General features: G+C 75.3%; 18 protein-coding genes. 10 read left to right on the forward strand and 8 right to left on the reverse strand.

The genetic code is table 11. From position 1 onward, the window contains the following. Positions 1–30: 30 nt before the first annotated feature. Positions 31–588, reverse strand: coding sequence for an amphi-Trp domain-containing protein (locus ABT232_RS33585; RefSeq protein WP_351847267.1), 558 nt, complete (start codon positions 586–588; stop codon positions 31–33). 127 nt (positions 589–715) lie between these two features. On the opposite strand from ABT232_RS33585, the gene ABT232_RS33590 reads away from it, so the two are divergent. From ABT232_RS33590 to katG, 3 genes are all read left to right on the forward strand, one after another. Then, the gene (locus ABT232_RS33590) at positions 716–2,848 is read left to right on the forward strand and encodes a DUF4139 domain-containing protein (protein WP_351847270.1); all 2,133 of its coding nucleotides are present in this window, start codon (positions 716–718) and stop codon (positions 2,846–2,848) included. An 8-nt stretch (positions 2,849–2,856) separates the two neighbouring features. Then, positions 2,857–4,419, forward strand: coding sequence for a mucoidy inhibitor MuiA family protein (locus ABT232_RS33595; protein WP_351847273.1), 1,563 nt, complete (start codon positions 2,857–2,859; stop codon positions 4,417–4,419). Between the two features lie 207 nt (positions 4,420–4,626). After that, positions 4,627–6,816, forward strand: coding sequence for a catalase/peroxidase HPI (gene katG / locus ABT232_RS33600; protein WP_351847276.1), 2,190 nt, complete (start codon positions 4,627–4,629; stop codon positions 6,814–6,816). A 60-nt stretch (positions 6,817–6,876) separates the two neighbouring features. Here the strand turns inward: katG and ABT232_RS33605 are convergent, their stop codons facing one another. The 6 genes from ABT232_RS33605 to ABT232_RS33630 are packed head-to-tail and all read right to left on the reverse strand — an operon-like array spanning position 6,877 to position 13,579. Continuing rightward, on the reverse strand, positions 6,877–7,461 hold the full coding sequence (locus ABT232_RS33605; protein WP_351847279.1) for a GAF domain-containing protein: 585 nt from the start codon (positions 7,459–7,461) through the stop codon (positions 6,877–6,879). A gap of 26 nt (positions 7,462–7,487) precedes the next feature. Further along, positions 7,488–8,321: a S8 family peptidase gene (locus ABT232_RS33610; RefSeq protein WP_351847282.1), complete on the reverse strand. Its 834-nt coding sequence runs from the start codon at positions 8,319–8,321 to the stop codon at positions 7,488–7,490. Beyond that, positions 8,318–11,458 (reverse strand): adenylate/guanylate cyclase domain-containing protein, encoded by a 3,141-nt coding sequence (locus ABT232_RS33615; protein ID WP_450872004.1) that lies wholly within the window; start codon positions 11,456–11,458, stop codon positions 8,318–8,320. The genes ABT232_RS33610 and ABT232_RS33615 overlap by 4 nt, the downstream gene beginning before the upstream one ends. Before the next feature lie 41 nt (positions 11,459–11,499). Further along, a complete protein-coding gene (locus ABT232_RS33620) occupies positions 11,500–11,679 on the reverse strand; it encodes an aroma-sacti cluster domain-containing protein (RefSeq protein ID WP_351847314.1) in 180 nt (59 codons plus the stop codon). Positions 11,680–11,738: 59 nt separating this feature from the next. Further along, positions 11,739–12,470 carry an iron-containing redox enzyme family protein gene (locus tag ABT232_RS33625; RefSeq protein WP_351847287.1) on the reverse strand — a complete coding sequence of 244 codons (732 nt, stop codon included), beginning with the start codon at positions 12,468–12,470 and terminating at the stop codon, positions 11,739–11,741. After that, complete coding sequence (locus tag ABT232_RS33630) at positions 12,467–13,579, reverse strand: radical SAM protein (protein WP_351847290.1); 1,113 nt, start codon at positions 13,577–13,579, stop codon at positions 12,467–12,469. The genes ABT232_RS33625 and ABT232_RS33630 overlap by 4 nt, the downstream gene beginning before the upstream one ends. Positions 13,580–13,905: 326 nt before the next feature. On the opposite strand from ABT232_RS33630, the gene ABT232_RS33635 reads away from it, so the two are divergent. The 7 genes from ABT232_RS33635 (at position 13,906) to ABT232_RS33665 (ending at position 22,341) form a co-directional block, all read left to right on the forward strand. Then, positions 13,906–14,028 carry a hypothetical protein gene (locus ABT232_RS33635; protein WP_351847292.1) on the forward strand — a complete coding sequence of 41 codons (123 nt, stop codon included), beginning with the start codon at positions 13,906–13,908 and terminating at the stop codon, positions 14,026–14,028. Positions 14,029–14,163: 135 nt separating this feature from the next. Next, positions 14,164–15,363, forward strand: coding sequence for a glycosyltransferase (locus ABT232_RS33640; RefSeq protein WP_351847294.1), 1,200 nt, complete (start codon positions 14,164–14,166; stop codon positions 15,361–15,363). After that, positions 15,335–16,375: a DUF6895 family protein gene (locus ABT232_RS33645; RefSeq protein ID WP_351847297.1), complete on the forward strand. Its 1,041-nt coding sequence runs from the start codon at positions 15,335–15,337 to the stop codon at positions 16,373–16,375. The genes ABT232_RS33640 and ABT232_RS33645 overlap by 29 nt, the downstream gene beginning before the upstream one ends. Further along, positions 16,372–17,748 (forward strand): radical SAM protein, encoded by a 1,377-nt coding sequence (locus ABT232_RS33650; RefSeq protein ID WP_351847300.1) that lies wholly within the window; start codon positions 16,372–16,374, stop codon positions 17,746–17,748. Before ABT232_RS33645 ends, ABT232_RS33650 begins: the two co-directional genes overlap by 4 nt. A gap of 2 nt (positions 17,749–17,750) precedes the next feature. Then, complete coding sequence (locus ABT232_RS33655) at positions 17,751–18,683, forward strand: DUF6895 family protein (protein ID WP_351847303.1); 933 nt, start codon at positions 17,751–17,753, stop codon at positions 18,681–18,683. After that, a complete protein-coding gene (locus ABT232_RS33660; RefSeq protein WP_351847305.1) occupies positions 18,680–20,179 on the forward strand; it encodes an MFS transporter in 1,500 nt (499 codons plus the stop codon). Before ABT232_RS33655 ends, ABT232_RS33660 begins: the two co-directional genes overlap by 4 nt. Before the next feature lie 11 nt (positions 20,180–20,190). After that, a complete protein-coding gene (locus tag ABT232_RS33665; RefSeq protein WP_351847308.1) occupies positions 20,191–22,341 on the forward strand; it encodes a prolyl oligopeptidase family serine peptidase in 2,151 nt (716 codons plus the stop codon). Between the two features lie 55 nt (positions 22,342–22,396). On the opposite strand, the gene ABT232_RS33670 is transcribed toward ABT232_RS33665, so the two are convergent. Then, on the reverse strand, positions 22,397–24,223 hold the full coding sequence (locus ABT232_RS33670) for an AfsR/SARP family transcriptional regulator (RefSeq protein WP_351847311.1): 1,827 nt from the start codon (positions 24,221–24,223) through the stop codon (positions 22,397–22,399). Between the last annotated feature and the right edge of the window lie 266 nt (positions 24,224–24,489).

A 24,489-nucleotide genomic window follows, 5' to 3' on the forward strand; every position in this document is an offset into this window, starting at 1 on the left:
GGGACGGTGGCACGACCGGCACGGCACCGCTCAGGGCGTGCCCGCCGCCGACCGCTTGGCGGTGGTGCGCTTGGCGGCCTCCTTGCCGCCGCTACCGGTGCTGCGCCCGGTCGTACGCCCGGTCGTGACGGCCGCTCTCTTCCGCGCGGCGGTCTTCGGAGCGACCTTCTTGGCGGCAGCGGTCTTCTTGGCGCCCGCGGTCTTCTTGGCACCGGCGGTCTTCTTGGCGCCCGCCGCCTTCTGCGCGCCCGCGGCGGCCTTCCCCGTGTCCGCGGATGCTGGCGCGTCCGGGGACTCCTCCGTGTCCGTGGACGCCTCCTCGTCCGCGTCCGTGGACCTCTGCGAGCGCGCGCTCCCGGCCGATGCGGTCGGCCATGAGAGCTCGATCTCCAGTTCCATCTCCCCGTCGCCGATCTCGACCTCGATCTCGCTGTGGAGGTCGTCGGGGATGCGCAGGCTCAGGGTGCCGGAGCCGAGTTCCAGTTCGGCGTCCCCGCCTGCCCTGAGCGCGGTCGCGAGCGCCGTGAGCTGGTCGGCCGCCTCGAGGCGGGACAGCGAGCGCTTCTGCTCAAACTTGAAGTCCGTCATGGGTCTCTCCGGTCCGGCAGAAACAGTGGACACGGCCCATTCTGCGGGGTGGTCCCCGGTCCCGCACCGCCGTCCGATCATCCCGCGTAGGCTTCGCTCGGCACAGAAGCGTTGGGGGGCGGGGCAGATGACGGCTGGGACGGCCCGGAGGTGGGGTTCGACCCTCGACTCGGTCGTGGTGTACGCACAGGGCGCGCTCTGCCGCCGCCTGGCCAGGGGCAGTGTGCCGCCGGACGGCCGGGTGCGGGTGACCGGACTGCCCCGCGCGCTGGACCCGGGCTCCCTGCGGGCCCGTGTCCTCGACGCCCCCGGTGTGCGGGTCACCGAGGCCCGGCTGGACTTCGAGGCCGAGCCGCACGGCACCGGCACGGCCGACGAGGTGGGGCGCGAGGTCGAGCGGCTGCGCGAGGAGTACGCGGCGGTGCAGGCGCGCCGCGACCGGCAGCTGAACCTCGTCGAGGAGGTCAGGGCCCTGCGCCCGGTGCCGCCCGCCCGTGAGAACGACGACCCGCACCGCCGTACCCCGGTCGAGGCGTGGCTGGAGCTCGCCGACTTCGTCGACGAGCGGCTGACGCGGCTGCACGCCCGCCTGGCCGAACTGGAGGAGGAGTCGCTGCGCGTCGGGCACCGGCTCGCCGTCGCCACCGACCGGCTCGCCCGCGCCTCCACCGACGCGCCCTCGGCGCACGTGGAGACCACGGTCTCCGCGCTGCTGACCCTCGACGGCACCGGTGACACCGAGGTGGAGGTGGAGGTCGAGTACGGCGTGCCGGGCGCCGTCTGGGTGCCCGCCTACCGTCTCACCCACCGTCAGGACGACGGCACCGGACGTCTGGTGCTGCGCGCCTCGGTGGCCCAGCGCACCGGCGAGGACTGGACCGGTGTGCGCATCGCCCTGGCCACCGCCGACCTGCGGCGCCGCACCGACCTGCCGAAGCTCCGCTCCATCCGGATCGGCCGCCGTCAGCCCGCCCCCGCGCCCTCCGGCTGGCGCGAGCCCCCGGCCGGACTCGCCGACCTGTTCACCGGATACGACGCGGCGGCCCGGAGTCGTCCCTCCGGCCCCGCCACCACCACCGCCGTCCCCGCCACCGCCGTACCCGCCGCCCTCACCGGCGGAACCGGACCCGTGCCGGTGACCGCCCCGGTCCCGGAGACCTCCGCGACCGGTCCCGTCATGCCGCCGATACCGCCGGGCTACGGCGGGCCGCCCCCGCCGCTGCCGACGCCCGGCGGCGGCCCCTTCCCGGCGTCTCCCCCGGCCATGGCGCCCCCGGCTCCGGTCCGTGCCGCACCGCCACCGCCGCCGAGGTCCGGTGCCGCGGCGCAGGCCGCACCGCCGCCGTTCGCGCCGGCCGCGCCCGGCATGGCCGCGCCCCCGCCGCCGAGCCCCGCGGCCCCGGCTCCCGCGCCGGTGGCCGGTCCGCCGCAGCCGAGCGGCGCGGAGCTGGACTACGCCGGCCTCGTGCTGTCCGGGCCCGACGAGGGCGGCGGTCGCAGGGGCCGGCTGTTCCCCGGCTCCCCGGCCGACGCGGCGGCGGCCGAGTGCCGTCGCCGTGCCGAGACGGTGGCCGCGCTGCCGCTGCCCGGACACGCCGTGCGGCCCCGCAGGTCCGCGGGCTCCTTCGACCACCGCTTCGACGCCGCGGCCCGCGCCGACATCCCGTCGGACGGCACCTGGCACACCATCACCGTCGGCGAGATCCCGGTCGGTCTGCGCGCCGAGTACCTGTGCGTGCCGTCCGTGGAGCAGACCGTCTACGCGACGCTGGTGCTGTCCAACGCCACCGACCAGGCACTGCTGGCCGGCCCGGTGGAGGTCACCGTCGACGACGACTTCCTGCTGACCACCGCCCTGCCCACGCTCGCGCCCGGCGCGGTCCGCCGGGTGGGGCTCGGCCCGGCCGAGGCCATCCGGGTCACCCGCCGTACCCACCAGCGCGAGTCGACCGCGGGCCTGCGCAACAACACCACCGTGCTCGACCACCGCGTCCATGTGGAGCTGTCCAACGGGCTGGCGAGGCCCGCGACCGTCGAGGTCCGCGAGCGGGTGCCGGTCACCACCGAACCGGACGTCCGGATCGAGGAACGGGCCGACTGGACGGCCCCCGAGGAGGGCGAGGGACCCGAGCGCCACGCACCGGGCACCCGCGTCTGGCGGGTGGAGCTGCCCGCCGGCGGCACCACCGCCCTCGACGGCGGCTACGAGATCCGCATCCCGGCCGGCAAGGCCCTGGTCGGCGGCAACCGCAGGAGCTGACACCCATCATGACCACGGCACCGGAGCCGATCCCCCTCCCCGTCACCGCCGTCACCTGCCTGGAGGACCGCGCCCACATCGAGCGCGCCGTCGTGCTCGACCTGGCGGCCGGGGTCCAGCGGCTGCGGCTCGGGCCGGTCAGTGCCCTGGCCGTCGACCGCACCCTGCACGCCGAGCTGACCGCCGATCACCCCGCGAGCGTGCTGGACGCGCGGATCGTCCGCACCTGGACGCCGCGCGAGCCGCGGTCGTCCGCCGCCGACGACTCCGCCCTGCGCCGGCGCGTGCACGCCCTGGAAGAGGAGCGGCGCGCCCTCGGGCAGCGGCGCGACCGCCTGGCGGCCCGCCTCGACCTGCTCGGCCGGCTCGCCGCCGACGTGCTGCGGGAGATCGCCGAGGGTGCCGGCTCCGGCGAGACCGAGACGACCCGCTGGGCCCGCGAACTGGACCGGGTGGACGAGGAGCGCGACACCCACGCCGAACAGCTCCGCGGCGTGGACGCCCGGATCGCCGCGCTCGCGGTCGAACTGCGGGAGGCCCAGCGGGCCATGGACCTCTCCGAGACCAGGCCCGCCGAGCTGGTCGGCCATGTCGAGCTGACGGTGGAGGCCGCGGTCGCCGGGCCGGTCCGGCTGCGCCTGAGCCACCTCACGCCCTGCGCGCTGTGGCGGCCGGCCTACCGTGCCGTGCTGCGCGGGGACTCGCTGACGCTGGAGAGCGACGCGATGGTCTGGCAGCGCACCGGCGAGGACTGGTCGGACGTACGGCTGACGTTGTCGACGGCACGGTCGGCGCTGGCCACCGATCCGCCGCGGCTGCGCGAGGACCGGCTGACGCTGAAGGACCGTTCCGCCGCCGAGCGCCGCACCGTCGACGTGGAACTGCGCGAGGAGGAGATCGGGGACCTCGGCCCCGCCCCGGTGCTCGGCCTGCCCGGTGTGGACGACGGCGGTGAGGCACGGGTGCTGACCTCTCCCGCGCCGGTCACCGTGCCCGGTGACGGCCGCGCCCACCGGGTGCCGGTCTCCGTCTTCACCACCGCGGCGAGCAGCGAGTACGCCTGCTCCCCCGAACTGTCCCCGCTGGTCACCCAGGTGGCCCGGTTCGAGAACCGGTCCGGGCACGCGCTGCTCGCCGGGCCCGTGGACCTGGTCCGCGACAGTGGCTTCGCCGGCCGCGGCACGCTGGACTTCACCGCCCCGGGCGCGCCCGTCGAGCTCGCCTTCGGCAGCCGCGACGACCACCGGGTGGTCCGGGAGACCGAGGAGTCCCGCGACTCCGCCGGGATCACCCAGCGGACGGTGGTCACCCGCACGGTCCGGCTGCGTCTGTCCCGGTTCTCCGCCCCCGGCGAGCAGGGTGAGCGCGTCGTCGTGCTGCGGGAGCGGATCCCGGTCTCCGAGACCTCGGCGGTGGAGGTCCGGCTGCGCGAGGACGGCTGCTCCCCCGCGCCGGACGCGGTGGACGCCGACGGCATCGCCCGCTGGCACGTCGCCCTCCCGCCCGGCGGGCGGCGCACGGTCACCCTGAAGTACGAGCTGTCGGCGAAGGCCAAGGTCGTCGGTCTCTGACCACGGGCCGCCCCCGGAGGGCGGCCCGTCCGCTGCCGGCGCCTCGGTGCCGTCCGTTTTCCCCACCCGTCCGCAGCCGAATGATTTTCTGAATTCGGCTGCTGTTCGGGTGGGGATTCTCTGCGTGTTCTCTCACCGGCGCGGTACACGGTGCGCGACCATACGGACGCCGATACAGGCACACCGAGACAGGAAAGAAGGACGGACGTGTCCGGCAGCGAAAGTGAGAACCCGGCAATCCCCTCCCCGACCCCCACACGGACTCGTCCTCGGACGAACCGGGACTGGTGGCCGAATCAGCTGGACCTTCAGGTTCTCCACCAGCACTCGCCCCGGTCGAATCCGATGGGCGAGGACTTCGATTACGCGAAGGAATTCTCCACCCTCGACGTCGACGCGCTGAAGCGGGACGTCTTCGAGGTGATGACCGCGTCGCAGGACTGGTGGCCTGCCGACTACGGCCACTACGGCCCGCTCTTCATCCGGATGAGCTGGCATGCCGCGGGTACGTACCGGATCGCCGACGGCCGGGGCGGCGGCGGTTCCGGCGCCCAGCGCTTCGCCCCCCTCAACAGCTGGCCCGACAACGTGAGCCTGGACAAGGCCCGCCGTCTGCTCTGGCCGGTCAAGCAGAAGTACGGAAAGAAAATCTCCTGGGCCGATCTTCTGGTCTTCGCCGGGAACTGCGCCATGGAATCCATGGGGTTCAAGACGTTCGGGTTCGGCTTCGGACGGGAGGACATCTGGGAACCCGAGGAAATCTTCTGGGGGCCCGAGGACACCTGGCTCGGAGATGAGCGCTACACCGGCGACAGGGAACTCTCCGGTCCTTTCGGTGCCGTGCAGATGGGCCTGATCTACGTCAATCCGGAGGGGCCGAACGGCAACCCGGATCCGGTGGCCGCGGCGCGGGACATCCGCGAGACGTTCGGGCGTATGGCGATGAACGACGAGGAGACGGTCGCGCTCATCGTCGGCGGCCACACGTTCGGCAAGTGCCACGGCGCGGTCGACCCCTCGTACATCGGCCCGGAGCCCGAGGCCGCCCCCGTCGAGCAGCAGGGCCTCGGCTGGCGGAACACCTACGGCAGCGGCAAGGGCGGCGACACCCTCACCAGCGGGCTCGAAGGCGCCTGGACCTCCCGGCCGACGACCTGGGACAACGGCTATCTGAGCAATCTGTTCGGCTACGAGTGGGAGCTGACGACCAGTCCCGCCGGCGCGAAGCAGTGGACGCCGACGGACCCGGCGGCCCGGGACACCGTGCCCGACGCCCACGATCCGGCGAAGCGGCACGCGCCGATGATGCTGACCACGGACCTGGCCCTGAAGGTGGACCCGGTCTACGGGCCGATCGCGAGGCGGTTCCACGAGAACCCGGACGAGCTCGCGCTGGCGTTCGCCAAGGCGTGGTACAAGCTGCTGCACCGTGACATGGGTCCGCTCTCGCGGTACCTCGGCCCGTGGACCGCCGAGCCGCAGCTGTGGCAGGACCCGGTTCCCCCGGTCGATCACGAGCTGATCGGGGACGCGGACGTCGACGCCCTCAAGAGCGAGATCCTCGCCTCGGGGCTGTCCCTCTCGCAGCTGGTCACCACCGCGTGGGCGGCGGCGGCGAGCTTCCGCGGCACCGACAAGCGCGGCGGGGCGAACGGGGCCCGCATCCGGCTCGCGCCGCAGAAGGACTGGGAGGTCAACGACCTGCCCGAGGTGACCGAGACGCTGGAGACCCTCGGCCGGATCCAGCAGGGCTTCGACGCGCGGCAGAGCGGCGGGAAGAAGGTCTCGCTCGCCGATCTGATCGTGCTGGGCGGCTGCGCGGCGGTCGAGCGGGCCGCGCGCAACGCCGGGCACGACATCACGGTGCCGTTCGCGCCGGGTCGTACCGACGCCTCGCAGGAGCAGACCGACGCCGCCACCTTCGCGGTGCTCGAACCCAAGGCGGACGGGTTCCGCAACTATCTGCGGGCGGGCGAGAAGCTGTCGCCGGAGACCCTGCTGCTGGACCGCGCCAACATGCTGACGCTGACCGCCCCCGAGATGACGGTCCTGGTCGGCGGCATGCGGGCGCTGGACACCGGCTTCAAGGGGTCCCGGCACGGCCTGTTCACCGACCGGCCGGGCGTGCTGACGAACGACTTCTTCGTCAACCTGCTCGACATGCGTCTGGAGTGGCGGCCCTCGACCACGGACGAGAACGTGTACGAGGGCCGGGACCGGGCCACGGGCGAGGTCAGGTGGACGGCCACCGCCGTCGACCTCGTCTTCGGCGCCGACTCCCAGCTGCGGGCCCTGTCCGAGGTGTACGGGGCCCAGGACGCGGACGAGAAGTTCGTGCACGACTTCGTGGCGGCGTGGGACAAGGTGATGAACCTCGACCGGTTCGACCTCCGCTGAGCCCGGTGTCCCGACCGGTGTCCCGGCCGGCCGTGCGCCGGCCGGCCGGGACGTCCGGTCTCACTCGCCGAGGAGGCGGCGGGCCTCTCCCAGCAGGCGCAGGAGTTCGGTGCGCGAGGGGTCGTCGGCGTCGTCCTCGGCCGGCCGGCAGGGCGCGTGGGCGGTGAGGACGTGCAGGGCGACGGCGGCCTGGCGGGCGAACAGGCCCAGCAGGTCGAGCTCCGGCAGGCCGGACCTGGCCTGCGGGGACGGGTCGAGCACCTCCAGGACACCGAGGACGCGGTCGCCGTGCAGCAGCGGGGCGGCCATGAGCGCGTCGGGGACGTAGCCGGTGGACCGGGCGATGGCCCGGTCGAAGGAGGCGCTGTCGTGCAGGTCGTCGACGACCATCGGCTCCCCGGAGGCGGCGACCCAGCCGGCGATGCCGCGGCCTGCCGGGAACCGGCGGCCCACCAGGAACTCCTGTCCCTGCCCGGAGACGGCCTCGAAGACCAGCTCGTCGGCCGCGGCGTCCAGGAGCAGGATGGAGCTGGCCTGGGCGCCGAAGATGGCGCGCGCGGTGTCGACCACGGAGTGCAGGAGCTCCGCCAGGGCCGGATCCGGCCGGGGTGCTGCGGACACGGCGGGGGCGGTCGTCTGAGCCATGGGGTTTTCCCTTCCGGCGCCGGTCGTCACCGGCGTCCGTCGACACGCACGTTGGCTGCGGACAGGTAGAGGGCGTTCTTCAGCTGGAACGGCGTCAGCCTCGGGCGGCTCGACAGGATCCGCGCGCACAGCCCCGCGACGAACGGGGTCGCGAAGCTGTTGCCGGAGCTGCGGATCGAGGTGCCGCCGAGCCACGCCACCGGGACTCGCTGGCCGGGGGCGAAGAACTCCACCGGCGGGTCGGGGTTGTAGAGGTGGAGGTCCGGGTCGTCCTCCTGGTGGCTGCCGACGGAGATCACCGAGGAGAAACGCCAGGGGAAGCTCTCCACATGGGTGTTGTGCGCCGCGGCCACGATCACGGTCCGCTGGAAGTACGCCTCGTCGGCCAGTCGGCGCAGCTCCTCCACGAAGCGGTCGCGGCTGGTGGACAGGCTGAGGTTCACCACGTCGAACCGCTGGCGCACGGCCCATCTGATCCCTTCCAGCAGTACGTCCCCGCTGCCGGAGAACCGCTCGCCGAGCACCCGGACGCTGGACAGCTCGCAGTCCGGGGCGGTGCGCCGGATGATCCCGGCGCAGGCGGTGCCGTGCCCGCAGGCGTCCCCGTCGTCCGTCTCCTCGACGCGGATCCCCTCGTCGTCCTTGACGACGCGCCACGACGCGGCGACCGGGCCGACCAGCGGGTGGTCGCGCTCGACGCCCGAGTCGACCACGCAGACGCGGACGCCGCGCCCGGTGCCGCCGGGCAGTCCGCCGTCGGGCGGGTCCGGCGGGGCGTCGGCCTCCACGGCCACGTCCTCCGGGCCCCGCCCCCGCAGGCCCCAGGTGAGACCGGGTGCCGTCTGCCGTGCGGTGGTCATCGTGGTGCTTCCTTTCCGGCTCCGGCGACGCGTCCCACGGCGGGACCGTGCTCCGGCGGGCGGCCGTGGCAGCTCGCCGCCACGGCCTCGGCCTGGCGTACGGCCGGGAGGTGGCCCTTGGCGGCGAAGTGCCGGCGGGCGCGGGCCGCCGCCTCGGCGGCGTCGGCCGGGTGTCCGAGCGCGAGCGCGGTGCGGGCGTGGTCGAGGGCGGCGAGGCCCCGCACGATGGGCGAGTCGGTGCGGGCGGCGGTGGCGAGCGCCCGGTCGGCGAGCCGGGTGGCGGTCGCCGCGTCGCCGCGGGCCGCGGCCAGTCGGGCGCGCAGTCCGTCGAGGTCGGCGGACTCGGCGCGGGCCCGTGCGGGTTCCGCCCGCTCCTCGTCCAGTGCCGTCAAGGTGGCGTGGGCGGTGGGGCCGTCGCCGAGGTCCAGCCGGATGCGGGCGGCGTCGAGCAGGGCGCCGCGCAGCAGGGCGGTGGCGCCGAGTGCGCGGGCGGCCGCGGCGGCCCGCTCCAGGTTCAGCAGCGCCTCGTCGGGGCGGCCGGCCAGGTCGGCGACGGTGGCGGTGAAGATCGGCAGGAAGGCGTCGGCCTCGGCGTAGCCGAGCCGCTTCGCCAGGTGCTCCGCCTCCGCGAGGCACGCCCGGGCGCCGTCGCGGTCGTCGTGCAGGGCCAGCACCACCGCCAGCGGGCAGTTGAGCGTGAGCCGCACGGCGCGGCGGCCGGGCCCCTGGTCGGCGAGGAGCGCGCGGCAGCGGGTGACGGCGTCGGCGACCGGCTGGGGGCCGCGCCACAGGGAGACGCCGGTGGCGCCGAGGGCCGCGGCCCGCTCGGGTTCGGCGTCGGCGCGGACCGCGTGTTCCAGGGCGCGGGTGAGCAGCCCTTCGGCCGCCCGGTGCCGGCCCTGCTCCTGGGAGCGCTGGGCGAGCCGCAGGCAGGCCCTGGCCTGGCCGAGGTCGTCGCCGGCCGCGGCGAAGACGGGCAGGGTGGCGTCGGCGGCCTCGGCGGGTGACTCGTGCGGTCCGGTGGTCCGGCCGACGGAGGCGAGGGCGAGGCGGGCGTGCGCGGCCTCCACGGCGTCCCCGTCGGCGGGCGCCTCGGCCAGCACCTCTTCGAGCAGCGCCCGGCCTTCGGTGCCGCGTCCGAGGTCGAGCAGGGTCTGGCCGAGCCGCCTGCGGGTCGTCGTACGGCCCGGCTCGCCCGCTGTGTAGCGGGCGGCGGCCCTGGAGAGGAGGTCGGCGGCCCAGACGGGGTCGGCGTGCGCCAGGGCGAGCCGGCCGGCCTCGGCGAGGGTGTCGGCGGCGCGGCGGCGCAGTCCGTCGGTGTGCGCGTCCTGGGCGCCCAGTTCGGACCGGTAGCGGTAGGCCTGTTCCAGGTGGGCGCCGACGGCGGCGCCGCCCCGCGCGCGGACCGAGTCCAGCCGGGCCGCCCGTTCGTGCCGGTCGGCGCGGTCCTGTTTGGACTGGCTGGCGTAGACGACCTCCTGGATGAGTCCTCCGGCGAAGCGGAAGGCGCCGCCGTCGGGCCTGATCAGTCGGTGGCGGACCAGCCGGTGGAGTGTGGTCCGCAGCTCGGGGCCGGTCCGGTCCTCCTCGGGGTGGCCGGCGAGGGCCGTCAGCTCGCCGGCGGTGAAGTCGCCGCCCAGGACCGACGCGAGGCCGAGGGCGCGGTGTTCGGGCGCGTCGAGTGCGTCGATCCGGGCGCCGATGAGGGCCTGGAGCGGGAGCGGGACGCTGTCGTCGGCCACCGGGGCGCCCGCGGCCAGCAGCTGTTCCAGGTGCAGCGGGTTTCCGCCGACCCGGGCGAGGACCTGGGGGCCGAGCGGTTCGCCGTGCGCGGCGGTCCCGGTCAGCTCGGCGGCGAGGAGTTGGGCCTCGACGTCGCTGAGCCCGCCGAGCGGTACGGCGTCGAGGGCCAGTTCGGGCCGGGTGTCGAAGAGCTGGGGGCGGGTGAGCAGGACGATCAGGACGGCCGCGTCGGTGAGGGCGCGCAGCAGCCGGTCGAGGGCGTCGAAGAGCGGCTGCGCGGCCCAGTGGCAGTCGTCGAGGACCAGGACCACGGGCTCGGTCCCGGCCAGCTCGGCGAGGACCTTGGCGAGTGCCGCGCTGGTGTCGGCGGGCGACGGGTTGGGGGTGCCGTCCAGGAGCAGGCCTTGGTGGAGCAGGTCCAGTTCGGGTGACGGCGCGAGGGTGCCGGCGGAGTTCAGCAGGTCGGCCACGGCGTCGGCGAGGGGGCCGAGGCTGGGCTGTTCGCCGCGGGCCCGGCAGCGGCCGACGCCGTGGCGGGGGCCGCCGGGGCCGGCCGCGGCCCGGTGCAGCCATTCCCGTACGAGCCGGGTCTTGCCCTGGCCGGCCTCTCCGCCCACCACCAGGCGGTCGGCGTGCCGGGTGCGGGCCACCCGGTCCAGGGCCTGCCGCAGGAGGCCGAGTTCGCGGGTGCGGCCGACGAAGCCGAGGTCGAAGCGGCGCAGTGCCTCCGGGTCGTCCGCCTCGTCCAGGCCGAGCAGGCGGTGGGCGGTGACCCGGTCGGTCTTGCCCTTGAGCAGCAGCGGGCCGGTGGCGGTGGTCCGCAGGCCCGGGCCGGCGGCCGCCAGGGTGCCGGGTCCGATGAGGATCTCCCCGGCGGCGGCGTTCTGTTCCAGGCGCGCGGCCACGTTGACCATCTCGCCGGAGACCATCGCCTGCCGCGCGGTGGCCGAACCCGTGACCGCCTGGCCGGTGTTGACGCCGATCCGCATCCGCAGCCGTACGCCGACGGCTTCCTCCAGCCGGGCGTTGAGTCCGTCGAGCGCCTCCCGCATGGCCAGCGCGGCGGCGACGGCCCGGCGGGCGTCGTCCTCCCGTACGGTCGGCACGCCGAACACGGCCATCACGGCGTCGCCGATGAACTTCTCCACGGTGCCGCCCTGTTCCTCGATGCGCAGCCGCATCAGGTCGAACCAGCGGAGTGTCACCGAGCGCAGGGTCTCCGCGTCCAGGGCTCCGGAGAGTGCCGTGGAGCCGACCAGGTCGCAGAAGAGGACGGTCACCACCTTGCGGCCGGTGGGCCTGGCGGTGACCGGCCCGGTGGCGCACGGGCTGCCGCACGAGGGGCAGAACCGGGCGTCGGGCGGCGTTGCGCTCCGGCACGAGGCGCACAGCATGGGTTCCTCCGGGGGACGCGGGACCGCGGGGGCGGCCGGGGTCAGAAGAGGGCGCCGCCCGCCACGTCGGCGTGGGCCTGCACCTCGGGGGCCGCCGCGTCGAGCCGTCCCCTGATGTCGACGAGGAGGGCCAGTTCCTCCGGGGTCAGCGCGCGCAGGACCTCGTGCTGCTCGTCGCTGAGGGCGTCGACGTCGAACCCGGCGGCGGTCAGCGCCTCCAGGGTCGGCCCGGCCGGGCTCCCGCCGGGCGCGGGGTCGTGGGGCGGAGCGGTGTCGTCGGTCACGGGTGTCCTCCGGGGTCAGGGACGGGGTCGGGTTCGGGCTCGGCGACGAGGGGGTCGGCGGCGAGGGGCTCGGCGGCGAGGGGTTCGGCGGCGAGGGCGAGGAAGAGCCGGGTGAGCAGGTTGGCGGTGTGCAGGGCGCTGACGGAGACGGCGGTCTGCAGGGCCGGGGCCGGGGCGAGTTCGTCGAGGACCCGGTGCAGGTCGTCGAGGTGGCCGCCGTCCAGCTCGGCGTGTTCCCTGAGGGTGCGGAAGGCGCGCTCGGGGAGTCCGGTGGCCTGGGCGAGGCGGTCCGCGAGCCGGGGTCCGGGGGCGTTGCCCTCCAGGACGGCGATGTAGCCGAGCAGGGTGACGGGGTGCTCGTGCTCGATGCGGTAGTACTGCGCCCCGGCGAGTTCGACGACGGCCGGGTGCGGCACGGCGGCCGGTCCGGCGCCGGCCGCGGCCAGGTCGTCGAGCAGCCAGGCGTCGTGATCGCGTTCCTCCTCGGCGTGGCGGACGTAGTAGGCGGCGAGGCGCCCGGCGGCCGGGTCGTCCAGGCCGGCGCACCGCTCGGCGGCCCGCTCAAGGAGCGGTACCGAGGCGCGCACGAGGGGATGCATGGCGGCCAGGTAGCGCAGGTACCGGCGACGCAGCCCGGCCGGCCGCCACAGGGCGGCGGTGGCGGCCCTGAGGACGGGTGTGGTGGGCGTGAGCTTGGTGCTCAGCGCGAGGGACGCGGTGGCGGTCATCGGCGGCTCTTCTCCTCTGCGGACTCTGCGGACTCTCCGGACTCTGCGGGAAGGGAGTCGACCAGGTGCGCGTAGCGGGCGCAGCCCATGCGGCGCACCAGGGCGGCGGGTCCGGCGGCGAGCTGCTGCTGCGCGGCGAGCCGGTCGAGGAGTTCGCCGACCCGGCCGCCGGCGTCGCGGGCGGCGCCCGCGAGGACGTCCGGGCGGTCCGCGAGCGCGTGGCAGCCGCGGCAGTAGCCGGCCGGGGCGGGCGAGGTGCCGTAGCGGGCGTGCAGCCGCTGCGGGCCTACGGCGCGCAGCATCCGCAGCACCGGGGAGCCGAGGGAGCGTTCGCGGACGGCCGGCCAGTCGTCGTCGGCGATGTGGCCGAGCCTCAGGTGCCTAGGCACGGGGCGCCGGTCCACCGTCCACTGGTTGCAACAGGCGGCCACGGTGCCGTCGAAGGCGATGACCGGCCAGGCCGCGAGGGTGCAGGGGGCCGGCCGGGAGCCGTCCGGCGCGGGTGGTGCGGCCGGGGCGAAACTCGCGCCGCGGCCGAGCGGCCGGACCTCGTTGACCAGCACGGGCATCCGGCCGGCGAAGGCGCGGCGGATGTCCGCGAGGGCGTCGGCCAGGTACGGGTCGTCGGGTCCGGTCCCGGTGAGGTGGACGCTGGCGGGGACGCCGGCGTCGAGCACGGCCCGCAGGGCGCGCAGCACCCCGGTGCGCGGGACCTCGCGCTCGTGGTGGACGTCCATGCTCGCCGAGAAGTGGTCGAGGGCGGTGATCGCGCGCATGATGCGGTCCGGGACGCGGCCGTCGCGGGCGAAGAACATCCCGCTGAGCAGGGCCACCTTGGAGCCGTGTGCGCGAGCGAGGCCGGCGAGGCGGGCGGCGAGTCCGGGCAGCAGCAGCGGTTCGCCGCCGGTCAGCATGACCACCTCGGGGCGGTCCTCGGCGCCGAACGAGCCGACGAAGCGCAGCAGATGCTCCGGGTCGGGCCGCTCGGACACCGTCATGGAGGAGCCGGTGGAGCAGTGGGCGCAGCTCATGGGGCAGCGGCGGGTGAGCGCCACCAGGAGGCCGCCGCAGGGGACCGGCCGCAGGCCGATGAGCTCCGCAAGGTCCACGTCTCCTCCTCGGTTCCTCTGTTCCTCTGTTCCTCGGTGCTCGTGCCGCGCGCACGGCAAGGGCGTCAGCGTGTCCCGGAGCGGCACGGTTCCGGTTCACGAACGCCTGGCGATCGGTTAAGTCCCAGGTCGTGGCCGGTGCGTTCGGGTGCCGGGCGGACCGCCGGGGACGGGGGCGGAGCGCGCGGCCGGGCGGCGGGGCCGGTCTCGGGGCCGCGTAGTCGCCGTATACCGGCGTCGAACCGTCGGCCAGGCGTTCGTATACCGCGGGTCCGTACGTTCCTTCTCAGCCGGCGCAGCGACGCCGTCAACCGAGGAGGACGTGCATGTCCGAGAACACGAACCCGCAGCCGATCGAGGACAACGAGGACATCGAGGTCGTCGCGCACAGCGAGGACGAGGAGGCCGAGGCGGGCTGCATCGTCAACAACTCCAGCGACCTCTCCTGACGCGAGGGCGACTCGCCCTGAGCACCGCGCGGGCCGCCCGGTTCCCGGCACCTCGTGCCGGGACCGGGGGCCCGCGGCCGTCCCCGGCACCACCGGTGCCACACCGCCCGTGACGCCCGAGGGAGCCCGCACGCCGTGAACATCCTGGTCTGCCCGCTGAGCGACGGCGGCTACCTCTACCCGGCTCTCGCGGCCGGGCGGGCGCTGCGGCAGCGGGGTCACCACGTCAGTGTGCTGGGCCGGTCCACCGCCGCTCCCGTCGTGGCCGAGGCCGGACTGCCGTTCGCGGCGGCGGAGGACTTCGGCGGGCGACGGGCGTTCTCCGCCACCTGGTGGGGGAAGACCGGGCTCGCGCAGTACCGGGCGGTCCTGCGGGCGGCCCGGGACACCCGGGCCGATCTGCTGCTCACCTCGGTGCTGTGCAACGGCGCACTGATCGCCGCCGAGGCCCTGGACATCCCGGTGGTGGTGATCGGGCTCTCGGTCCATCTGTGGGACTACCGGGCGGGCGGTGACGACGAGCCGCACCTCGGCCGGACCCGGCAGAGCCGGACCCTCGACTGCCGGATGCTCCACGCCGCCGCGCGCGAGGAGGCGGGCCTCGCGGGGCGTGCCTCGCGGTGGACCGACAGCCCGCTGCTGGGTGACGCGCTGCTGCTGCGCGGCGACCCGGCGCTGGAGTACCCGGGCGCGGAACTCCCCGGCCGGGTACGGCACGTGGGGCCGCTCGCCTGGGAACCAGCGCCCGACCCGGCGGAGCTGGCGGCGGTCCGGGACCGGCTGGCGCGCTCCGGCAAACCCGTCGTCTACGTCCATCTGGGCCGCTTCTTCGAGGGCGGCAGCCTGTGGCCCAGGCTCAACAGGATGTTCACCGGCGGCCCGTTCCAGGCCGTCGTCGAACAGGGCCGGTCCACCGATCCGCGGCCCGCTCCGGGCGCCGACATCCTGCTGGTCCGCAAGCCGTGGATGGGGCCGCTCGTCGACCTGGCCGGGATGGTGCTGGCCAACGGCACCTCCGCCCCGGTGCTGTCCGCGCTGCTGCGCGGCCGCCCGCTGGCGCTGTCGCCCAACGGCTCCGAGCAGCCGCTGCTCACCGGTGCCTGCGTACGGGCCGGCGTGGCCGTGCGCGTCCCGAGGACGCCGTCCGCGGAGCCGGCGGCGCCCCTGGAGTCGGTGTGGCACGACGAGGGCCTGCGGGCCCGCGCCCGTGCGCTCGGCGACCGGCTGGCCGCGGTGGACGGCGCGGCGCGCGCGGCCGACATCGTCGAGCGGGTGGCCCAGGCATCCGCGACCCCGAAGGAGGACCATGAGTACGCGATCACCCGGCCTTGGTGAGGCCGTGACGAGTCTGTCCGCGGGCGCGCGGCACTGGACGGGGCGGAACGCGGCCTACCTCGACTCCCCGGCGGGCCACGCCGAGCTGCCGGTGACCCCGCGGGTCAAGGCCCTGCTGCAACTGGCCCTGCTCCGCCGCTACTGGGCGCTGACCGGGCCCCCGGACGACGGCCTGAACGCGATCACCGCCGTGGTGGAACGGGCCTGGCGGCGACCGGAGTTCCCGCGGCTGCTGACCCTCGACCCGCGATACGCCCGCCAGTTCGAGCTGATGTACGCGGCGCTGGCCCCGGCCGGGGCCGGCACCGACGCGCCGCGCGCGGTGTCGGCGCGGCTGGCGTCCGACGGCTATCTGGCCCCGCGCCGCAAGCCGCCGTACCTCCATCTGGAGGCCCGGTTCTACGCCGATCTCGCGGGCGCGGAGCACCGGTTCGCCTCCTACCGGGAGCTGTACGCGGCGAGCCTCCTGGCCCGGGCGGGCATGTCGCCCGTCGCCGACCTGGACGTCTGCGTGGTCACACACACCGTCTTCTACCTCAGCGACTTCGGTCTGCGCGATCCCGGCCTGTCCGAGGAGGCCCGGAAGCAGGCGCTGGACGTCGTGGAACGGCTCACCGACCACTGCGCGGGGCTCGGCGAATGGGACCTCGTCGGAAAGCTCGTGCTCGCCCAGCACTGCCTGGGCGCGGATCCGCTGGAGACCCCCTCCGGGCAGGCGGGCCTGCGGATGCTCGCCGAGGTCCAGTCGGCCGAGGGCGCGATCCCCGGACGGTCCGTCACCCGGCGGGCTCCGGCCGACGCCTCGCCGGTGGAGTTCTTCCGCAAGTCCTACCAGGCGACCCTCGTCACCGCGCTGGCGACGCTGATCGTCACGAGCGGCCGGACCCGCGGGCTGTCCGAGGCGGGAGCGACGGCGGTGGCGACGGCAACGACGACGACGGCTACGGCTACGGCTACGGCTACTGCGGCGACGGCTACTGCGGCGACGGCGGCAGTGCGGGAGGCACGATGAGCATCGATCAGGCAGTGAGCCTCGGCCAGGCGGCGAACACCGGGCAAGCCGCTAACCTCGGCCAGGCGGCGAACACCGGGCAAGCCGCGAGCCTCGGCCAAGCGGTGGACACCGGCCAAGCCGTGAGCACCGCCCGAGCGGTGAGCCTCGGTCCGACGGTCGGCGCCGGGCCCACGGGTTCCACGGCCGCGCCGGGTGACCGGCTGCCCTCCGGCGCGCGGCTCCTGCGGGGCGAGCGGAACTGGTGGTTCCTCGGACCGGGCGGAGTGGCCCGCCTCGGCGGCCGGCACGTCACCGCCGACGGGACCCTGCGCCCCGAGGCCGAGCAGCGGCTGCGGGAGAGCGGCATGTTCACCCCGCCCCGCGACCGCGCCTACGCCCTGACCGTCCTCACCAGCACCCACTGCAACCTCGGCTGCGGGTACTGCTTCCAGAACACCGCGCAGGACGCGGCGGGCGGCAGCCGGCCGCCCCGGATCGCCCGCACCCGCCTCACCTCCGAGACGATCACCTCGGTCCTCGGCTTCACCCGGCGGCAGATGGCCGCCGTCGGCCTGGACGAGCTGCGGATCCTGCTGTTCGGCGGGGAGCCGCTGCTCAACCCGCGCGGCTGCCTGGAACTGCTGGAGCGATCCGCGGACATCGCGCGCACCTCCGCCTGGATGATCTCCAACGCCACGCTGCTCACCCCGGCCCTGGCACGCCGGCTGGCCGAGCTCGGACTGACGTCCGTCCAGGTCACCTTCGACGGCGACCGCGCCGACCACGACCGCATCCGGATCGGCCGGGCGGACGGCTCCGGCACCTTCGACAAGATCATCGGCAATATCGTCAAGGCCTCCGAGGTGTCGCCGCTCCGGTGGACGCTGCGGGTGAACGTCTCCCAGGAGACCTTCCACGGTGTCGACGCGCTGATCGACCGGCTCGCGGGCGCGCTGGACCCGGCGCGCTGCACGCTCTACTTCGCCCGGATCGGGGACGTGGGCGTCGGCTACGCCAACAGCCTGCTGCACACCGGCGAGCTCGCTGCCGCCTTCACCCGATGGCAGCGCCGGGCGCTCGGCCTCGGCTTCACCGTGAGCCGTCCCGGAGCCCGCAAGACCTGCGTCACCTGCGGTCACACCGACGGCCGCTACGGCGCGGTGGTGAGCGCGGACGGCACCCTCGCGAGCTGCTGGGAGACCGCGGGCAAACCGGACTGGGAGGTCGGCACGGTCACCGACGGCTACCTGCCCGGCGCGGCCACCCGCGACCGCTGGATCGCCTGCCAGGACCTCTACCGCTACGACGAGGACGCGCTCACCCTCGCCCGGTTCCGCGACACCGTCGACACGGCCCTGCTCGACCACCTGGACGAGACGGGGCGCCTGTAGCGATGGCCTCACCTCTTCAGCGGCTGTCCGCCGGCGCGCTCGGCTGGCTCGGGCGGAACCTGGACCACTTCGACCCGTTCCCGGCGAGCGCCCGGCCGGCCACGCACGGCAGGGCGAAGGCCGCGCTGGAGCTGGCGCTGCTCTGCCACTGCGCGGCCCGCGCGGACGGCGCGCCGGAGGCGCTGCACGAGGCGACGGCCCTGATCCGGAAGGTCTGGCAGGACCCGGAGTTCCCCCGGCTCTTCGACGAGACCCCCGCCTATGCCGCCACCTACCGGCTGATCTACGCCGCGCTGGCCCCCGACGGGATCGACGACACCCTGTGCCGGGCCGCGCTCGCCTCGCTGGGCTCCGACTTCCTCTCGCCGCGCGGGAAGTCGCCGTACCAGCGCATCGAGATCCGCCACTACGCCGACAAGGCCGGTGTCCGCCACGCCATCGAGCCGTACGCCGCGCTCGTCCCCTACAGCCCGCTGGTCGCCTTCCGGGCCGCCGGGCCCGGGGACGACGGGGCGCCCGCGGACGGCGCGCCGCTCACCACCCCGCAGGCGTACGCCCTGACGCACACCGCCTTCTACCTCGGCGACTTCGGCCGGACCGCTCCCGACCTGACCGGCGGCGATCTGGCGCACGCACGGGACCTGGTCGACCGGATGCTGCGCCACAGCTCGCGGCACGACCGGTGGGACCTGGCCGCGGAGCTCGTCCTCGCCCAGTTCGTCCTGGGCTGCGAGCCGTGGCGCACGCCCTCGGGAGCCGAGGCCCTGGAGTGCCTGGTGCGGGCGCAGCGGCCCGACGGCGCGATCCCGGGACGGTCGGCGGCGCTCGCGGCGTCCCCGTCCGCCTCGCCCGCGGAGTTCTTCGCGAAGGCGTACCACACGACCCTGGTGACCGCCCTGATGGCGCTGGTCGTCACGTCGGCGAGGCCGTCATGACGGCGCGTCCACCGGTGTCGCGCCGGCCGGTACCGCGTCTGACCCTGATCAACCGCGACTACACCCGGCTCTGGTTCGGCCAGGCCGTCTCCTCCGTCGGCGACGCCGTGTTCAGCACCACGCTGGTGCTGTGGGTGGCCACCGTGCTGGCGAAGGACGAGGCGTGGGCGCCGGTGGCGGTCAGCGGCATCCTGATGGCGTCGAGCGCCGCCGTGCTGGTCATCGGCCCGCTCGCCGGGGTCTTCGTCGACCGCTGGGACAAGCGCCGCACGATGCTGCGCACCGAGGTGCTGCGCGGCGGGCTCGTGATCGCGCTGACCGCCGTCACGTTCCTGCCGGCCGGCGCCCTCCCGGTGGCGGTCTGGCTCGCCCTCGCCTACGCGACCGTGCTGCTGCTGCACGCCGCCGGCCAGTTCTTCTCCCCGGCGCGCTTCGCGATCCTCGCGGACCTGGTGACCGGCGAGGCGGACCGGGCGCGGGCGGCCGGCATCGCCCAGGCGACCGGCGAGACGGCCTGGATCATCGGACCGCCCCTGGCCGCGCCGCTGCTGTTCACCGCCGGCCTCCAGTGGGCGCTGCTCTTCAACGGGCTGTCGTACGCCGTGTCGTACATCGCGATCCGCTCCATCGGCGTACGGCCGCAGAGCACGGACGCGCCCGAGGCCACCGGGCGGCGGCGGAAGAACCTGCGGCGGGAGTTCACCGACGGTCTGCGCTTCTTCGTGCGCAGCAGGTTCCTGGTCGCGCTGCTGCTGCTCGCCGTCATCGGGCAGTTCGGGATCGGCGCGCTGAACACCCTCAACGTCTTCTTCACCACCGACAACCTGCACGCGGACGCCCATTTGTACGGATACATCGGTATGGCCATGGGGGTGGGCGGCATCACCGGCGCGCTGTGCGCGGGGCGGGTGGTGCAGTGGCTCGGGGCGCGCCGCACCACCTGGATCAGCCTGCTGGTGAGCGGCGTCCTGCTGGTCGTCTACTCGCGGCAGTCCGGCTTCCTCGGGGGTGTCGCGCTGCTCTTCGTCTTCACCGTTCCGCTGACCGTGCTGAACACCGCGATGTCACCGCTGCTGCTCGCCGCGGCGCCGCAGGAGTACCGGGGCCGGGTGATGGCCGTGTTCTATCCGGTGACGAAGCTGGCGTCGATGCTGTCCGCGGTCCTGTCCGGCTGGCTCGCCGGTTCCGTGCTGCGGGACCTCACGGGCTCGGTCGGCGGTGTGCGGTTCGGCCCCGTCGACACCGTCTTCGCGCTGTCCGGGGTGATCGTCGTGCTGTCCGGCGTCTTCGCCTGGGCCGCTCTGCCCGGCAGGAGGACCGCCGGGGAGCCCGCCGCCGCGACCCCGCGTCCGCAGCCGGCCGGCGACCGCGGTGCCGAGGTCGTCGCGCACGGCGACGGCGAGGAACCGGCCGCCCGGGCCAGCGACCGCGCCACCGACCGCGCCACGGGACGTGTCACCGACCGCGCCACCGATCTGCGACGCCCGGACGAATGAGGGAGCGACCAGTGAACCCCGACGCCCGACCGGCCCGGCGCCGGTACCCCCACGCGGAGCGGCAGGACGTCGTCGAAGAACTGCACGGGCTGCGCGTCCCCGACCCGTACCGCGGTCTGGAGGACGCCGAGGCCCCTTCGACGGTCCGCTGGAGCGCCGAGCAGCAGGCCCTGTACGAGGCGGAGCGGGCGACCTGGCCCGGTCTGGAGCGGTGGCGGGCGGAGGTGGCGGCACTCAACGCCGTCGACCGCGCCAGATCGCCCGAGGTCCGCGGCGGCAGGGTCTTCTGGCTGCGGCAGGACGCCGGCCAGGAACATCCGGTGCTCGTGGTGGCGGACGCCGGGACGGACACGGCGGAGCGGGTGCTGGTGGACCCGGGCGCGCTGGATCCGTCCGGCCGTACCGTGCTCGACGCCTGGGAGCCCTCGCTCGAGGGCGAGCTGCTGGCCTTCCAGCTGTCCCGCAACGGCACGGAGGACTCGCTGCTGCGGGTGATCGACGTGACCACCGGCGAGATCGTCGACGGGCCGGTGGACCGGGTGCGCAGGTCGTCGGTGGCCTGGCTGCCCGGCGGCGCGGCGTTCTACTACGTGCGGCACCTGGACCCGCGGCTGCACCCCGGCGAGGAGCGCTACCACCGCCGGGTCCGTCTGCACCGGGTCGGGACGGCACCCGAGACGGACGCCGTGGTCTTCGGCGAGGGGCGGGACAAGACGCAGTTCTACAGCGTCTCCGTGACGGCGGACGGCCGCTGGCTCGGTGTCACGGCCACCCTCGGCACGGGCCGCGGCACCGACCTCTACCTGGCCGACCTGTGGGCCGGGCCGCTCGACCGCCCGCTGCTGCGGCCGGTCCAGGAGGGCATGACGGCCGCCACCCGGCTGCACGCGGTGCCCGGTACCGGCCCCCGGGACTGGGTGTGGCTGCGCACCGACCGCGACGCCGCCCGCGGCCGGGTCGTCGCCTGCCGGCCGGCCGAGCTGCACCTGGGCGCCGACGCCTGGCGCGAGGTGGTCCCGGAACGGCCCGGCGCGGTGCTCACCCATCTCGTGGTGCTGTCAGGACCGGAACTGAAGCATCCGCTCGGCTTGGCCGCCTGGACCCGCGACACCGTCGCCGAGGTGACCGTGCACGACCTGGTCGAGGGCCGGCAGGTCGGCACGGTCCCGCTGCCCGGCACCGGCGCGGTCGGTGACTTCACGGCCGGACCGCCCGGCAGCCACGAGGCCTTCTTCGCCTACACCGACTTCGTCACACCGCCGCGGGTGCTCCGCTTCGACGCCCGCACCGGCCGCGTCACGCGCTGGGAGCGCGACGCCCCGGACGCGGCGGCGGTCGGCGGCGCGATCACCCGCCAGATCTCCTTCCCGTCGCGGGACGGCACGACGGTGCGGATGTTCGTGATCTCCCCCACCGGCCGCCCGGACGTGCCGCGCCCGACGCTGCTCACCGGTTACGGCGGCTTCGGCCGGACGATGTCACCGCGCTACCGCGCCCAGGTCCTCGCCTGGGTCAGGGCCGGCGGGGTGTTCGCGTGGGCGGGGCTGCGCGGCGGCGGGGAGGAGGGCGAGGCCTGGCACCGGGCGGGCAGCGGCAGGCACAAGCAGAACACCTTCGACGACTTCGCCGCCGCCGCCGACCGGCTGATCGCGGCGGGCTGGGCCGAGCCGGGCCGGCTCGCGATCATGGGCGGCTCCAACGGCGGTCTGCTGGTCGGCGCGGCCCTGACCCAGCAGCCGGAGAAGTACGCCGCCGTGGTGTGCATGTCGCCGCTGCTGGACATGGTCCGCTACGAGCTGTCGGGGCTCGGGCCGAGCTGGACACCGGAGTACGGCAGCGCGCGCGATCCCGAACTGCTGCCGACGCTGTTCGGCTACTCGCCCTACCACCGGGTCGTTCCCGGGACCGCGTACCCGGCGGTGCTGCTGAGCGCCGCCGACGGCGACACCCGCACCGATCCGCTGCACGCCCGCAAGATGTGCGCCGCCCTCCAGCACGCCTCCACCGGCCCCGGACCGGTCCTGCTCCGGCTGGAGCGGGGCGTCGGCCACGCCGACCGCTCCGCCTCCCGCGCGGAGGCCCTCCAGGCGGAGTGCCTGGCCTTCCTGGCGTCCCACGTGGGCCTTCCGGCGCCGGAGCGTCCTGGTCCGGCGCCGGCGTGACAGGCGCGCGCCCCGCCGGCCCGGCGCGAGCGGCGGTCCGCGGCGGCGGGGCCGCTCAGCCGGAGGCCAGTACCGGAGTACCGGCGCGGGTGCCGCGGGCGTAGAGGCGTATCAGGTGCGGGAGTTCGTACTGGGCCGCGTGGGCGGTGACCTCGCCGCCGGGTGAGGTCACCATCCCGGCGTCGATGAGCGCCTCCACCACCCGTACGGCGTGCCGCTCGTCGCAGCCCAGGGCCTCGGCGGCCTCGGTGAGGCCGAAGGGGCCGTCGCCGGTGCCCGCGGCCAGCCGTCCCGCGTACCGGCCGCACTCCCTCGGCAGCGCCTCCCAGCCGCGGGCCAGCCAGCGTCGTACGGACACGTCGCCCGAGGTCAGTTCGTCCAGCGCGCCGGCGGGGTCGGTGAGCCGGTCCGCGAACTCCCGCAGCGGCACATGGCGCAGCACGGCGAGCCGCATCCCGCTCACCCGCACCGCCAGCGGCGATCCGCCGCAGGCGCGCACGATCCGCAGCGCGGCCTCCCGGTCGGCCCGCACCCGGCCGCGGCCGACCAGCCCGGCGAGCAGTTGCAGGGCCTCCGCGGTGCCGAGCGGCGGTACCGGGATCCGGTGCACGGGCGCCAGACCGCCGAGCTGGCCGCGGGCCGTGAGCAGCACTCTGCCCTGTCCACCGCTCGGGAGCAGCGGCCGTACGGCGCCTTCCTCGGGCACGTCGTCCAGGACGACCAGCACGCGGTGGTCCGCCAGCCACTCCCGCCACGCCTCCGGCCCCGACAGTCCCGCTCGGCCGGTCCGTTCGGCGAGCTCCGCGAGGACGGCGGGCAGCGGGCGGGCCGCGCCGTCGGCGTCCCGCAGGGAGACGAGGAACCGTCCGTCGGTGAAGCGGTCGCCGAGCAGGTGGGCGGCCCGCACCGCCAGGGTGGTCTTCCCGGCTCCGGCGGGGCCGGACAGCAGCGCGACACCGGCGGCGGCGTCGTCCTCCCACAGGTCCAGCAGATCGCGCAGTTCCTCGCCGTGGCCGGTGAGGTCGACGAGGTCGGGCGGCAGCGCGGCCGGCGCGATCCGCGGTCCGGCCGCGGCGGGCGCGGCGGACGCGGCCGGACCGGACCGGTCGTCACCCGCGAGGATCGCCCGGTAGCGGGCCGCCATGGCGCCGCTCGGCTCCAGGCCCAGCTCCCGGGCGAGGAGCTGCCGGTAGTCGTCGTACACGGCGAGCGCCTCGGCCTGCCGGCCGGCCTGGTTCAGCGCGCACATCCAGGCGGACCGCAGCCGCTCCCGCAGCGGGTGCCGCTCCGCCATGTCGCGCAGCCCCTCGACCGCCGCCGCCGCGCCGCCCAGCGCGAGTTCCGCCTCCGCCCAGCTCTCGTACGCGGTCAGCCGGCGCAGTTCCAGCCGCTCGGCCTCCTCGGCGAGCCGCGGGGACTGCCGCAGGTCGTCGCCGAGCGGCGGCCCCTGCCACAGGTCGAGGGCCTGCCGCAGCAGCCGGGCGGCCGGGCGGGGCGGCTGTCCCTCGGCGGCCCGCACCAGCGAGCGGAACCGCAGGGCGTCGAGCTCGTCGTCGGCCACCCGCAGGACGTATCCGCCGCAGGTGTGGGTGAGCCGCGGCCGGTCCGGGTCGTCGTCGGCGAGCAGCGCGCGCAGGGCGCTGACGTACACCTGGAGGTTCTTGCGGGCGGTCCGCGGGGGCTCCTGCGGCCAGACCGCGTCGGTCAACGCGTCCACGGACACCGGGCTGTTGGCGGACGCGAGCAGCGTCGCCAGCACGACGCGCTGCTTCAACGGGCCGAGGGGCAGCGCCCGGTCGTCCCGGTGCACGGCGAGCGGGCCGAGGACGGAGAACCGGAGCGTGCCGGGTGACGCTGCGGGCTGCGCGGACGGACGCGGCATCGAGCGAACCTCCGTGGGGGGCGGGAGTTGGTCGGTCGGCTCGATGATCCACCGGTGGGTGCCCGTCACACATCGGTGCCGGGCCCGCAGAGTCCCGCCGCCGGTGTCCGCGTCCTGGGGGGCCGGACCCCCATATAGCCGCGGGCGTCCCCCATCCCGGGCCCGTGAGGCCCCTAGGGGGTGTCTCGTCGATCAGGCCGGATCAGCGAGCGGCGTCTGGTGCCGTGCATCGCAAGGCGGAGGAGGGCGGCATGGCGGAGCCATGG

Origin of the sequence: Streptomyces sp. NPDC001532 (assembly GCF_040298625.1) — a bacterium.
GTDB lineage: Bacteria > Actinomycetota > Actinomycetes > Streptomycetales > Streptomycetaceae > Streptomyces.